This is a genomic window from Paenibacillus etheri (genome assembly GCF_001012825.1).
GTDB lineage: Bacteria > Bacillota > Bacilli > Paenibacillales > Paenibacillaceae > Paenibacillus_AQ > Paenibacillus_AQ etheri.
In genome coordinates this window covers 195,366-208,765 of record NZ_LCZJ02000026.1, presented here as the reverse complement: position 1 = coordinate 208,765, position 13,400 = coordinate 195,366, and the positions used below count along the sequence as shown (strand labels likewise).

Annotated in this window: 10 protein-coding genes; 9 read left to right on the top strand and 1 reads right to left on the bottom strand. The window is 44.6% G+C overall.

What is annotated here, in order from left to right:
* Positions 1–7 precede the first annotated feature (7 nt).
* Positions 8–1,528 carry a stalk domain-containing protein gene (locus UQ64_RS16060; RefSeq protein WP_060624449.1) on the bottom strand — a complete coding sequence of 507 codons (1,521 nt, stop codon included), beginning with the start codon at positions 1,526–1,528 and terminating at the stop codon, positions 8–10.
* A 300-nt stretch (positions 1,529–1,828) separates the two neighbouring features.
* On the opposite strand from UQ64_RS16060, the gene UQ64_RS16055 reads away from it, so the two are divergent.
* The 9 genes from UQ64_RS16055 (at position 1,829) to UQ64_RS16015 (ending at position 13,387) form a co-directional block, all read left to right on the top strand.
* On the top strand, positions 1,829–2,452 hold the full coding sequence (locus UQ64_RS16055; protein WP_060624448.1) for a deoxynucleoside kinase: 624 nt from the start codon (positions 1,829–1,831) through the stop codon (positions 2,450–2,452).
* Positions 2,449–3,102 (top strand): deoxynucleoside kinase, encoded by a 654-nt coding sequence (locus UQ64_RS16050; protein ID WP_060624447.1) that lies wholly within the window; start codon positions 2,449–2,451, stop codon positions 3,100–3,102. Before UQ64_RS16055 ends, UQ64_RS16050 begins: the two co-directional genes overlap by 4 nt.
* 472 nt (positions 3,103–3,574) lie before the next feature.
* Positions 3,575–4,984: an extracellular solute-binding protein gene (locus UQ64_RS16045; protein WP_060624446.1), complete on the top strand. Its 1,410-nt coding sequence runs from the start codon at positions 3,575–3,577 to the stop codon at positions 4,982–4,984.
* A 557-nt stretch (positions 4,985–5,541) separates the two neighbouring features.
* Complete coding sequence (locus UQ64_RS16040; protein WP_060624445.1) at positions 5,542–7,197, top strand: extracellular solute-binding protein; 1,656 nt, start codon at positions 5,542–5,544, stop codon at positions 7,195–7,197.
* Positions 7,198–7,306: 109 nt separating this feature from the next.
* Positions 7,307–8,272, top strand: coding sequence for an ABC transporter permease (locus UQ64_RS16035; RefSeq protein ID WP_082651161.1), 966 nt, complete (start codon positions 7,307–7,309; stop codon positions 8,270–8,272).
* A 143-nt stretch (positions 8,273–8,415) separates the two neighbouring features.
* Positions 8,416–9,294 carry a carbohydrate ABC transporter permease gene (locus UQ64_RS16030; protein ID WP_042126182.1) on the top strand — a complete coding sequence of 293 codons (879 nt, stop codon included), beginning with the start codon at positions 8,416–8,418 and terminating at the stop codon, positions 9,292–9,294.
* 64 nt (positions 9,295–9,358) lie between these two features.
* Positions 9,359–10,423, top strand: a complete 1,065-nt coding sequence (locus UQ64_RS16025; RefSeq protein WP_060624444.1) for a zinc-dependent alcohol dehydrogenase — start codon at positions 9,359–9,361, stop codon at positions 10,421–10,423.
* On the top strand, positions 10,420–12,285 hold the full coding sequence (locus UQ64_RS16020; RefSeq protein ID WP_060624443.1) for a WD40 repeat domain-containing protein: 1,866 nt from the start codon (positions 10,420–10,422) through the stop codon (positions 12,283–12,285). The genes UQ64_RS16025 and UQ64_RS16020 overlap by 4 nt, the downstream gene beginning before the upstream one ends.
* A 34-nt stretch (positions 12,286–12,319) precedes the next feature.
* Complete coding sequence (locus UQ64_RS16015) at positions 12,320–13,387, top strand: glycosyltransferase family 4 protein (RefSeq protein WP_082651160.1); 1,068 nt, start codon at positions 12,320–12,322, stop codon at positions 13,385–13,387.
* Positions 13,388–13,400 lie beyond the last annotated feature (13 nt).

The following is a 13,400-nucleotide window of genomic DNA, read 5'->3' as shown; positions in this document are numbered from 1 at the left end:
TTACTCCTTATTGCATCGTGATGGCGATACGCTCCTCCTGCGGGAGCCACTCAACATTTGCTCCGAGTTGCTCACTTATAAAGCGAAGCGGCAAATACATCGAGCCGTTTACGATGAAAGGGAGTGTGGGAAGATTCACGGATTTATTGTTCACCATCGTCGCTCCAGTTACACCGTTAATACTGATGGCGAGAGTCGGTTTATCTGTAGCAGAACGTGTGATCATAATTTGTTTGTCTATGGTTTTCGCTGCAGTGATGTTCTCTTTATAGGTAATCGTGGCTCCTAATTTTTCGAACAGCGATCGAAGGGGGACGAAATTTTGTCCGTTTCGAGTAATAACTCCATTTGAGAGTGGGATGGATTCTCCGTTTAAGGAGATCGAAATAGGCTTTTGCACAGGTACGGGCCCATCATGGCTGAATTCATAGTCGCCATAGCCCAGCTGTGCGTCCTTATTGACACCCCAGCCCCAGAGGGAGCCGTCTTTCTTTTGCATGATGATATGCCGTCCGCCTTTCTTTAGGCTACTTACTTCTTTTTCGAGAAGTGTGAATTTTGAATCTGAGGGCATCTTTTCGTTTTCAATAGAAGTTTGATAGACGTTTCCTTCCCCAGTTAATGTAACAATAGAGCGCTCTACGATGTAAGCATCAACTACATTCTTGATCCCTTTTAGAAGAATCGGTGGTTGTTCATGATAGGTTATTCCGTCTGAGGAACCTGTAATGGTAGCGCCCCAGAACCATAATTGAGATGCCCCATCAATGGCTAATAGGCTGTTCTGGTTTCCTTTTAAGCGTTTAATATTACTGATTCCTTTGAAGGGGGTCGCAGATAGATCTATTGGAGCGCCTTGGTTCTTGTAATAATCTTGGATAGGCCAACTCCATATGGAGCCGTCCTTCTTAAGTGCAAGATTGTTTTTGATTTGAATAATATCTGTTAAATTCTGGATTGTTTCGAAGTTTTCAAAATCATCGCGCGTAGTAGAAACAGTTCCATCCTTCTTTAAGAACACATAACGTGTCCAGCTCTTATGAAGATCAGACTCGTAGTAACCATCCACAGCTGCCACGTTATCGACGCCGGAAATCGGTGTGAAATTAGAGGTTGTGAGGCCATCGGACGAAAGGGTGGTGCTCAGAATCGTCCCGTCTCCTTTAAGGGCTATTGTTCTATTTCCCGCCAAGAACATATCGACCAGATTGTCTAGCTCTTGAACGGGGGTGACTTTAACAGCTTCAGAGTATGCCGATGTTCTCCATTGCCAGACCGAAAGGTCTTTCTTCATTACATATTGGGAACCAAAGTATGCTTGTACCTCATTCAGGTCATGGATTTGAGTAGGAACGGAGCGATTACCTCCCCATACCCAGAAGGAACCATCCGTTTTGGTCAGATAATCCGCGCCATACGAAGTGAGGTTGGTTGTAGTGGTCGTTTTCTCTGTAGCTGCAGCTGCGCTTGCGTTAGAGGCGAGGCTTAATACTAGAAGAGCACTAACTATGCTGATCCATTTTTTCATAGGAATACCTCTTTTTTTATTAGATAGTTTTAATATGCTCGCACTATAATCCATTATCTTACATTTAGACGCTAGTACTACTGAAAAAGTTTCTTCATATTTACCCACTCACAAGAAAGGTCTCATGTGATACAATAATTTAGTCTGTTTTTAAAAAAAATAAAAGATAGTATAAGTTTCACACTATACTTTATTCTTATATTTCTCGCTTAAACAGTTACCGTTCTTATAAGGACGCCGAAGGCGTTTATGCTTGATTAGCTATTGAAAGGTTCGTATCTGAGGAGGAAGTCAGCATTAATGAAACATGCACCGTTTATTGCAGTGGAAGGCCCAATCGGGGCTGGAAAAACAACACTAGCTTCTATGCTAGCAGAGGAATTAAATTTACCGATCATTAAAGAGATTGTCGATGAGAATCCGTTTCTGGCTAAATTTTATGAGAACATGGACGATTGGAGCTTTCAACTGGAGATGTTTTTTCTCTGTAATCGGTATAAGCAGCTTGAAGATACCGTCACACAGTACATAGATAAAGGGAGCCCGGTCATTTCGGATTACCATATTTATAAAAACCTCATCTTTGGAGAACGAACGCTGAACGGAACGAAACGTGAAAAGTATCGGAAAATTTATCATGTGCTTACGGATGACCTGCCAAAGCCGAATATTATTCTCTACATTAAAGCTAATTTAGATACGTTATTAACCAGAATTGAAAAACGTGGGCGGCCCTTTGAAGAGGGAATGGATACTGCTTATTTGGAGCAATTAGTTAAAGATTATGATGAAGCGATGGCCTCTCTGGCCATTCAGGAGCCGTCGACCGTAATTATTACCATTGATGGAAATGCAGTCGATTTCGTGGAGAATCCAGAACACTTCACTGATATTGTCTCTTATATAAAGGAGCTAATGAAATGAATTCATATCATATCCCGGAAAACGCCATTATTACCGTGGCTGGAACTGTCGGGGTGGGGAAATCCACTTTAACAGGTGCTTTGGCTAAAAGGCTTAATTTTCAAACCTCGCTAGAGCAGGTTGATCACAATCCTTATCTTGAAAAGTTCTATCATGATTTTGAGAGATGGAGCTTTCACCTGCAAATCTATTTTCTAGCTGAACGTTTTAAAGAGCAGAAGAAGATGTTCGAACTGGGCGGTGGTTTTGTTCAAGACCGTTCCATTTATGAAGATACCGGTATTTTTGCGAAAATGCATGCGGATCAAGGTACGATGTCCAAAACAGACTATGAAACCTACACCAGCTTATATGAAGCTATGGTTATGACGCCTTACTTCCCGCACCCTGATGTGCTGATTTATATTGAAGGCAGCCTGCCCTCTATCTTGACACGAATTAATGAACGTGGCCGTGAGATGGAAATTCAAACGGATGTTTCCTACTGGGAGCATATGCATGGCAGATATTCGAAATGGATCAACGAGTTTACAGCTTGCCCAGTGCTTCGTTTGAACATTGATGATTACGATGTAAATGATGAGACTTCGATGTCTGATATACTTGTGAAAGTTGGCGAAGCGATTCGCAAACCTGCTGATAAAAAATAATAATTGATGATTAGATGCTCCCAAGGTTTGGGGGCTTTTTTTATGAGATCAGTAAGCGAACTAAGCGATATAAACTGAGTTGAGGGATGATTTGTAAAAATAAAAATAGACCCAAATCATAGATTTGAGCCTAATAGGGAAGTGTCCGTTGTCCTAGTAATAAAATACGAAAATTAAATTAAATTGGTGTGGACATTGTAATCTACTCAAGGGCCAGACCCTATTTTTATAGCCCTTTTTTATAGAAATAGGTTCCAGTCTAATAGAAACTAGGACGTGCGATAGGTACATCAGAAATCGTAGAAATGGCTATAGTGCAAACAACGGTCATGGCATCTCTCGGGTGAGGGGGGGCTATTTTACTTAATTTAAATTGTGGAAAAATTCGGAATTTTCATTTGACTTCAATTCGGAGTTGACGCAAAATAAGAAGGAGATGATGTAAACTTGAATTTTTCGGGGAGAATTGTACATGAATAATAAATCAGGTCGTCATTCCTTCCGAGAGCGACTGGATCATATGGTGGGTAAGCTTCGTACGGATATCCTGAGTGGAGTTCTACAGCGAGGTGCTTATCTGCCTGCAGAGAGTATGCTAGCCAAGCAATTTGAGTTAAGTAATAAATCGGTTAGAAGAGGGCTGGATGTGCTCGTACAGGAAGGCCTTATCGTCAAAATTGACCGTGTTGGAAGTAAGGTTATGGAATCCGTGCAGGAGAGGATCCGTATTCATTTTGGCTGCAGTGCCTCGCTGTCCAAGGACTTTCTGCTGGATGATCTAATTGGTGAATTTCATCGACTGCATCCCGGTATTCATATTCTTCCACTGGCGCTGAATGATTTTGACCATGTGAATTCTGCCGTGGAAATGATCAATAATGGGATGCTCGATGCTGTATCGCTAAATAGCACCCAATTTCAGGAATTGGCCGAAAATGGCTCGGCGGAGCTATTGGAATCGCTTGATCCTGATCCTGAATTATATCCAATTGCGACGGAAGCTTTCTATCATGAAGAGCAATTGTATGCCTATCCGATTTCCTTCTCTCCTGTGGTGCTGTGCTATAACAAGGCCCATTTTCGGGAAGCGGATCTGCCGGAACCGGACAGCTATTGGACATGGGATGACTTGATTGAGGCGGCTCGTCAGTTGGCAGAGAAACGTGGACGCCATGCCATTTATTTTGTGCCTGCTTCTGAGAATCGTTATTCTGTATTCCTGCTACAGAGCGGTATTCAAACCGTAGCAGACGGAACTAAGCACCGAACTCTTAGTCCGGAAACCGCTAACAGCCTCAGTGTGTATAGTCGGCTTGTGAACAACCATCAGATTTTCCCTAAATATCTTGCTGGCAATCATGAAGATGAGACAATCTCTTTGTTTGTCCAAGAACAAGTTTCAATGATTCTGACGACCTTTTTTAATTTAAATGAATTCAAGAAATTAACGTTGGACTATGATCTTGCGCCATTACCTAGGCTGAAAACAAAAGATCCACAGAAGACACTATTGGTGACGATCGGAGCGGCTGTTGTCGCGAATTCAAGACAAAAGGAAGCGGCTCGTCAATTCGTGAACTTCCTTGCTTCCGTAGAAGCACAGAAAATTATCCGGGAACGGACGGTTAGTATTCCAGCTCGAAAGCGGATCGCTGAGATGAGCACTGCGGATCATTTGAATCGTCCTTCGAGATATCTGATGTACAGGGAGTTATTTCCAACCTTCTCATACCTAAAAGATCTGGGGCTTCCCATAGCCGTTCTAAAAAGCTTTCGTAAAGTGTTGAACGCTTATTGGTCAAAGATGATTGATGAGGAAACGCTTCATGAGGAGCTGTGTGTCTTGATTTCGGAGCAGGATGATAACGATCAGAAGGTTTAGAGGTGTTTTTTTGCGATTGATGTTCTCTTTAGAATAAATGTAAAGCGTGATAATGGTGCTGTTAGACCATTATTACGCATTTTTTTAAAAAATAAGTTGCCGTTATATCTTATCCATCTAAGATCGGAGATGGTATATATAAAGTATCTAAATACGAGTGTTTTTGTAAGCGTTTTCTATTAAATTTGAGGGATTTCAACATTTTGCGACAGGTACATGTTATAAAAGGTTACACTTATTAGAGATATTTCTTATTATTATATTGACATCATGTAAGCTGGAAAATATAATAAAATACATCAGATGTATAGCAGATAGAGAGGTATAAAAGTCTGTAACTCTGATATGTAAATCAAAAAGAAGTCAGAACAGATGTTTTCGTTTATTTTAAGTGAAAAAGAGGCTAATGAAAGGAGGATATATCTTATAAAAGGTTGTTTGTAATATTATTGTTCATTTAAAAATTTATTAATGTATCGTTGATTCCTTCTAGTTGATGTTAGTGAATATATCATAATGATTATCTTATTTTTTAGTTATTAATAGGGGGTTGAATTATGAATGTTGCTAAAAGGAAATTAGTTCTGCTGCCTGTCCTGTTGTCACTAGTTACGCTCGTATCTGCTTGCGGCGGCTCGAATACTAAGGCTGGCAATACCGCAGATCCAACTGCGGAGGTTCAGAAAGCTACGGCAGTCCCCGCTAAGGAAGGTAAAACAGTAGGTGGTCTGCAGCTCCCGATTGTTTCAGATAAGCTGGATCTGTCACTCTGGTCACCCAGCGGCGGCAATTTCAGAGGAACTAATTTTAATGAGAAATTATCCTTTCAGCAAATGGAAGAGAACACTAACATTCATATCGACTTTCAGCATAGTACGGAAGCCAGTGCAGAAGCCTTCAGCCTATTGATGTCATCTGGAAAGCTGCCAGACATTATCTACAATGATCTTTGGGGCACGGATTCCGGAAAATATGGTACACAAGGAGCGCTGCTTCCACTGGAAGATTTAATTGAGAAAAACGCGCCAAACTTCAAGAAAATCCTCGACGACAACCCGGATATCCGGGGACAAATCACTTCGCCTGAAGGCCACATTTTTTACCTACCTAATCTCGTTCTTGATTCACAGGATCTCACTCAAATGTTCCCGCAAGTGCGGAAAGACTGGATAGAGAAGTTAGGTCTATCTATGCCTGAAACTACGGAAGATTGGTATAACATGCTCAAGGCTTTTAGGGAGCAGGATGCCAACGGAAATGGCAAGAAAGATGAAAATCCACTAGTCACAGTCAACTTGGAAAATATCATGATGTTATTCGCTCCTGCCTTTGGCGTCGACTACGGATTCTTTGTGGATAATGGCCAAGTAAAATATGGCCCAAACGATCCTAAATTTAAGGATGTCGTAACCTATCTGCACCGTCTTTACGATGAACAATTGCTTGACCCGAACTATCTGGTAGATACCACATTTCAGACTCTGACTGAGAAGGTGACTACCGATGTGGCAGGGGCATGGTTTGGTTGGTCTGGCTCCTACATGGGGAACTTTACGACCTTAATGGAGGGCAAACATCCAACTTTTAAAATTGCACCGGCCAATCCTCCTAAAGGACCCAATGGTGATCAACGTCACGTCTCCTTCCGCTGGCAGGCAGCAGCACACGGATTGGCGGTCTCCTCGCGGACCGAGCATCCTGAGGAAGTGATGAAATGGCTGGATTATCAATACTCAGAAGAAGGCATTCTGCTGAACAACTTTGGGGTTGAAGGCAAATCTTATGATCTGGTAAACGGAGAACCTATTTATAAGAAAGAAGTAACTCATCCGACCAATGGACTCACGAATACGCAAGAACTGCTGAACCATACGATCGGGGGCGGAAGCTGGGCTACGGTAGCGGATACCAGATATGCTGAACAAATTCGAGAAGCTAACGGACAGACGGAGAATCCGCTCGAGTTATACAGTGACTATATTGATTTTGATAGTAAGTTGCCTCCAGTCCAATTCACAACGGAGGAAAATGATACAGTGGTTCCTTTGATGGCCGATATCCAGACCTATGTAGCCGAAACGATCAATGCCATGATCATGGGGCGCCAAAAGATTGAAGACTATGACAAAGTAATTGCGCAGCTAGAGAAGATGGGAATTAACGATGTGCTAAAAGAGTACCAGGTAGCCTACGAGCGATTTAAAGGGAAATGATTCAGCTTGTGAGTAGGTTGTCATGGGTCGAGCGGTTCAGAGATTGCTTTATGACCGCTCGCCACATGACTGCTATGACTAACGCCAGTGTCCGGGAGAGGAGAACTATATGGCTGTACCTGTAAAAGTCGCTAAAGTTGAAAGCAGGAAGCTTCCGGTCAAGAGGAGTCCGATTCCCTGGAAACGAATAGCCTCCAATCGCTATCTATATCTCATGCTGCTCCCTACGGTTTTATATTTTCTGATCTTTGAATACAAGCCGATGTATGGGGCGATCATTGCCTTTAAAAATTTCAATCCCTACTTGGGGATTACAGATAGTCCTTGGGTGGGCTTCAAAAACTTCGAGAAGTTTTTCGAAAGCTATTATTTTCTCAGACTGCTTAAAAATACCTTCTTAATGAGTTTCTACTCACTGATCTTCATTTTTCCTGCTTCACTTACTTTTGCTCTGCTGCTCAATGAGCTGCGGCTCAAGAAGCTGAAGTCCTTTCTGCAGACCGTGTCTTATTTGCCGCATTTTATTTCGCTGATCGTCATCTGCGGGATGATTATTGATTTCACCAAACCCGGAGGTATTATTAACAGCTTGCTGCTTGGCATCGGCCTGATCTCGGAGCCTATTCAGTTCCTTATTCTGCCGGAATGGTTTCGAACGATCTATGTGGGTTCTGGCATGTGGCAGAGCCTGGGCTGGAATTCAATTATCTATTTAGCAGCGTTATCTGGCATCAATCCGAGCCTGTACGAGGCCGCGGTTGTAGATGGAGCAGGGCGATGGAAGCAGCTAATGAATATAACGCTGCCTGGGATTCTTCCTACGGTGTTGATCCTCTTGATTCTGAATGTGGGTACCCTGCTGAATGTGGGTTGGGACAAAATTATATTGCTTTACAATCCTGGAACGTACGTCACTGCGGATGTTATATCAACATTTGTCTATAGACGAGGTGTGATGGAGGAGAATTACAGTTTTTCTGCCGCAGTAGGATTATTCAATTCCGTAATTAACTTCACGTTACTCGTTCTAGCCAACCGTATCAGCCGAAAAACAACTGAAAGCAGCCTATGGTGAGTATAAGCTTCCGATGCGAGTTTTGTACGAAGTAAATTCAATGAAGAATAGCTTACAAAACTTAAGCTTATGCTTTCGATGTGAGTTTTGTACGAAGTAAATCCAATGAAGCGTTGCTTACAAAACTTTTAGGAGGGTAGACAATGGTTGTGAAACGCAGTATGGGTGAAATCATTTTCGACAGCTGTAATGTGCTGTTTCTAATCTTGTGTTCTTTCCTGTTCCTGTACCCGATGTGGTACGTGCTGGTCTCCTCGTTCAGCGATGCACATGCTATTGCTGCGGGGAAGGTAAGCTTCTTTCCAATTGGCTTTAATCTGGATGCTTACAAGCTGGTATTTGAGGATACGCGGGTATGGACGGCTTACGGAAATACTTTCTTTTATGTCATTGTCGGTACGTTGATTAATCTGGTACTAACTACACTTGGTGCTTATCCTCTGTCCAGAAAGAATTTGGAGGGGAGAAATGTCATTATGGCTTTCATCGTGTTCACGATGTTTTTCAGTGGTGGTCTAATTCCGGCGTATCTGAATGTCCGTGAGCTTGGCTTGTATGATACGCGGTGGGCGCTGCTGTTACCTGGTGCGGTTAGTGCCTTCAATTTGATAGTGATGAGGACCTTTTTTCAGTCTATTCCTGATAGTTTGATAGAGTCTGCCAAAATAGATGGCGCCCACGATTTCAGAATTCTGCTGCGGATCGTGCTTCCGCTCTCCATGCCGGTTCTGGCGGTGATGACCCTCTTCTATGCGGTAGGCCACTGGAACAGTTGGTTCTCGGCCATGATTTATTTACAGGATCGGAATTTGTTCCCGCTTCAATTGATATTGAGAGAAATCCTGATTCAATCCTCTGCCCAAAATATGCTGGCCGGCGTTACCCAAGATGAGGTGTTTCGGATCAGTGAATCTATTAAATTCGCTACGATTATTATTGCTACTGTTCCCATTCTGATGATCTATCCATTTTTGCAGAAATATTTTGTAAAAGGCGTAATGATCGGTGCGCTGAAGGAGTAACAGCCCTAGAGAAGATGCTGCATGTGACGGAATCGTTTCTGAAGCAGTCGGGAGGAGAAGACATATGAAGGCGGTAATATCTCAGGAAGGACAGATTCGCATGTCGGATGTTTTGACACCAGTCATTGAAGATGGATTTGTACTAGTCCAGACTGAATATTCGGCGATTAGCCCCGGAACGGAAATGATGATGAATGGTCTGCAACGTACCCAACAGATTGTACTTGGGTATAGTGCAGCAGGTGTAATCCGAACGCGTGGGAAGGGAATGGAGCACTGGCCTGAGGGGCTTCGGGTAGCTTGTTATGGTGGTCCTTATGCGAAGCATGCAGAATGGCTGCTAATGCCTCAGCATCTGATGGTGCCCATTCCTGATCATGTAAGTTCGGAGGAAGCATCGACAGTAGGGCTTGGAGCCATTGCAGTACATGCGGTAAGGCAGGTTGCACCGCAGTTTGGAGAGACACTTGTGTTGATCGGTGCCGGAATTCTTGGACAGCTGATTGCGCAGATTGCTAAGGCAGCAGGATGCCGAGTGATTGTCTATGATTTGCTTGCAGAGCGCTGTGAGATGGCTGAGCGCCTGGGGATTAGACATATCGCTACTAGCCCAGAGAAGGTTAAGGAACATCTTACTAACCTAACGGAGAACATGGGAGCAGATGCAGTCATCGTATGCGCGGGAGGCAAAACTGGAGACCTTATTGATCAAGCACTAGAGTGGGTACGGGATCGCGGCAAGGTACTGTTGGTTGGAGATGTTAAGCCAGATTTCTCTCGGGATCTGATGTTCGGTAAGGAAGCCCAAGTGCTGATTTCTAGAGCTGGCGGTCCCGGACGATATGATCCTATCTACGAGCGGAAGGGAGTTGACTATCCTTACGGCTACGTGCGGTGGACGGAAGGGCGCAATATGGCTGAATATATTCGGCTGATCTCTGAAGGGGACATTCAGGTGAAGCCGTTGATTAGCGCGATATTTCCGGTCGAGCGTTGTGAAGAAGCCTTTCGGCGTTATGCAGAGGACCCAGTGGATCTGTTAGGAGCGGTGTTAGCTTATCCTGCGGCAGTCTCTGGAACAGAGCTGAAGGTGAAGGAACAACTGACGAAAGAAGGCGGGAGCAGATGAAGGCGCTGCGGATCGGTGAGCCTCTGAACGGTCTGGCGGTTTGGGCCTCGGCTTATGGAACATGGCAAGGAGTAGACCGGATATACGCGGTTTCTTCCGGGAGTCCTTGCATCTTATTTGTTCTAGACCCGAGCGGTGAACAAGCGGTGGAACGGTATGCACTGGAAGGCTCGGATCATTGCTGGGGTGTAGTCTTAACGGCAAGCGGAGTGTATATCGGGGGAAGTGGCATTTTGTACAGGTACACGCATGAAAATGGTGTGGAGAACCTGGGAGAGATGATTCCCGGAGAATTCTATACGTGGCGGTTAGCAGCAGACGCGCAAGGCAGGATCTATGGGGGATGTTATCCGGGAGGGAAAGTGTTCCAGTATGATCCAGTGACAGGAGTGTTTAGGGATTACGGGGCCATGATAACTGGAGAACAGTATGCTCGATCTATGGAAGCATGGAAAGGTAAGCTCTATGTGGGTGTTGGTACACAATCTCCTCATATTGTAGTACTGGATACGGAGACAGGAGGTCGCTCGGAGATTGGGCTACCAGATGATTGTCAGGGCGAGCAGCTGGTGTATGACTTGAATATCGTTCAGGGTAAGCTTTTTGCTCGAATTACACCGTCTGCACGGTTGTACATTTATGATCTGGAACTGCAGGAGTGGGGCGACACTCTGGATCATGTGAGTGGTCTTAGTGTTTCTCCGCCGGATGAGCTGGGAAATGTGTACTTCATTAAAGATGACCATTTACAGCGCTATGATATCCGGACTGGAAGCCTGTTCGTTACTTCACTAGCTATGCCTGAGCCGGCGGGAGACTATGGCTGGCTGAATAACCATGATCTAAATCCGAAAGCGCGCTGCTTAACTGGTGTATGCAGGGACGGGAGTTGTTGGATTTACGATCCAGCGACGGATCGACATATGATTAAGGACTTCGGGCTGCAAGGCCAGTCGGTTCATTTGCAGACCATGACCTCCGGACCTGATGATGCTCTCTACATCGGAGGGTATTTCGCAGGTGGGCTGGCCAGATTCGATCCGTCAACCGGCAAGATCATTTCATATCGGGGGATTGGTCAGACGGAAGGTATGCTTGCCGGGAGCGGTTGTCTTTATTTAGGTGTATATCCGCGAGCGAATATTTTTAAGTACGAACCGAACCAAGAATGGAAACCGGGTGAGAATCCAGAGCTACTATTTTCCCTGCAGGAAGAGGAGCAGGATCGCCCTTTTGCCTGGGCTTGGGCGGGAGAAGAGCTGGCAATTGGAACGGTTCCTTCCTATGGTCGGCATGGGGGAGCGTTGACACTATACAATCCTGCGAGCGGTGCGCGTGAGGTGTTTAGACATCTTTTGCCGCAGCAGAGTGTGGTGTCCTTGGCTAGTCGAGATCAGCTGTTGTTCGCTGGAGGGTCCGTCTGGGGTGGACTTGGAATTGCTCCTCAGCGTGCCGATGCATCTCTAATGATTTGGGATATGAAGAAGCGCTGCAAAGTATGGGAAGATGCACCGGTGCAAGGGGAACGGGCTATTTCTGCCTTGGTTCTAGATGATGTAGGGCATCTTTGGGGTTTGACGGCAGGACTGTTATTTCGGTTCGATCCACAGCTGAAGCAAACTGTAAAGACTTACTCATTGTTCCCCATGGACTGGAATGCAGTGACTCATTTTTGGCGTAGTGGTAATGAACTGCTCTACAAGGATGGCAATCTGTACGGCGTGTCGATGAATCGAATGTTCAAATTTGATGTGCTAAGTGAGGAGCTTGAGGTGTTGGATGACGATGCACGGCTGCTGACGATGGACCGTGAGGGCGATCTATATTTTGCAAGAACTACAGAGTTGTATCGGATGCGCTAGTCAGGTCTGCACTATCCTTGACGAAGGGTGAGGAATGATGAGAATCTTATATTTTTATAAATTCTGTATTCTGGGCGGGGTAACTACTCAACTTGCGAATAGACTTAAATTTTTGCGGCATCACTCGGAAGTGCATTTTGCCTTTCTAGAGGATTACGGCGGGGTGAGCGCTTTTGAAGGATATGAGCATGTCCGAATTCTGGGGACGGTTGAAGAAATTAAGAGCTACATGGAAGCCTTTGATTTCGATGTCATTATTACTATTGATACTTACGAGCTGTATGAAGCGCTTGGGCCTGTACAGGAGGGAAAGGTTATTATTCATGAGGTACATACCACCTATTCCGAACCCCTGCAGAAGTTGGCCGCAACGAAGGATAGTCTGCCTTTTCACTATGTGATCACTCCCTCCGCTTACATGAAGGATTATTTGGACGGGATCGGCATAGCGGGTGCTTATCATATTAATAATTGCCTGGATACCGATTTGTTCCGATATGAAGCGGGTATTGAGCAGGAGCCTGCCACTATTTTATGGGTGGGTAAACTGGATGATCATAAGAACTGGTCGTCCTATTTGAACATTGCTGGAAAGCTGAATGCGAAGATGCCAGAGCTGCAATTTATGCTTGTTGGGGGATATACGGCTCCCGAAGAGATCAAGAAACAGCTAATGGTAAAGGTGGCACAACAGGGGATTAAGCATTTCAAGTGGATTCCCAAAGTGGACTACGACGAGATGCATCGCTATTATTCATCAGTTGCACAGAGTGGTGGGTTATATATTAGTACCACAACCAATGAATCTTTTGGGATGACTGTATTGGAGGCGATGGCCTGCAGATGTCCGGTGGTGGTCCCGAGTGTTGGGGCATTGCCGGAATTGTTGGATGGCTCGTTAAGTGTTTCCCTGTACGAATCAGGCAATGAAGCGGAATGTGTGGACAGATTGAGCGCACTGCTGGAGCAGAATAGCCTGCGGGAAGGCCTGAAGTCATTGGGAGAACAGAAAGCCAGAACTACTTACAGCATAGAACAAGTAGGGGAAGAATACATGGAATTACTTGAGCGTTTCAGAGAAGAACGTATAATTCCTAAATAAGTGGATTACTCCA

Bases quoted from the DNA above. Each gene is read 5' to 3' on its own strand.
- UQ64_RS16025 (WP_060624444.1), top strand. From the start codon at position 9,359: ATGAAGGCGGTAATATCTCAGGAAGGACAGATTCGCATGTCGGATGTT.
- UQ64_RS16040 (WP_060624445.1), top strand. From the start codon at position 5,542: ATGAATGTTGCTAAAAGGAAATTAGTTCTGCTGCCTGTCCTGTTGTCA.
- UQ64_RS16045 (WP_060624446.1), top strand. From the start codon at position 3,575: ATGAATAATAAATCAGGTCGTCATTCCTTCCGAGAGCGACTGGATCAT.
- UQ64_RS16020 (WP_060624443.1), top strand. From the start codon at position 10,420: ATGAAGGCGCTGCGGATCGGTGAGCCTCTGAACGGTCTGGCGGTTTGG.
- UQ64_RS16035 (WP_082651161.1), top strand. From the start codon at position 7,307: ATGGCTGTACCTGTAAAAGTCGCTAAAGTTGAAAGCAGGAAGCTTCCG.
- UQ64_RS16055 (WP_060624448.1), top strand. From the start codon at position 1,829: ATGAAACATGCACCGTTTATTGCAGTGGAAGGCCCAATCGGGGCTGGA.
- UQ64_RS16030 (WP_042126182.1), top strand. From the start codon at position 8,416: ATGGTTGTGAAACGCAGTATGGGTGAAATCATTTTCGACAGCTGTAAT.
- UQ64_RS16015 (WP_082651160.1), top strand. From the start codon at position 12,320: ATGATGAGAATCTTATATTTTTATAAATTCTGTATTCTGGGCGGGGTA.
- UQ64_RS16060 (WP_060624449.1), bottom strand. From the start codon at position 1,528: ATGAAAAAATGGATCAGCATAGTTAGTGCTCTTCTAGTATTAAGCCTC.
- UQ64_RS16050 (WP_060624447.1), top strand. From the start codon at position 2,449: ATGAATTCATATCATATCCCGGAAAACGCCATTATTACCGTGGCTGGA.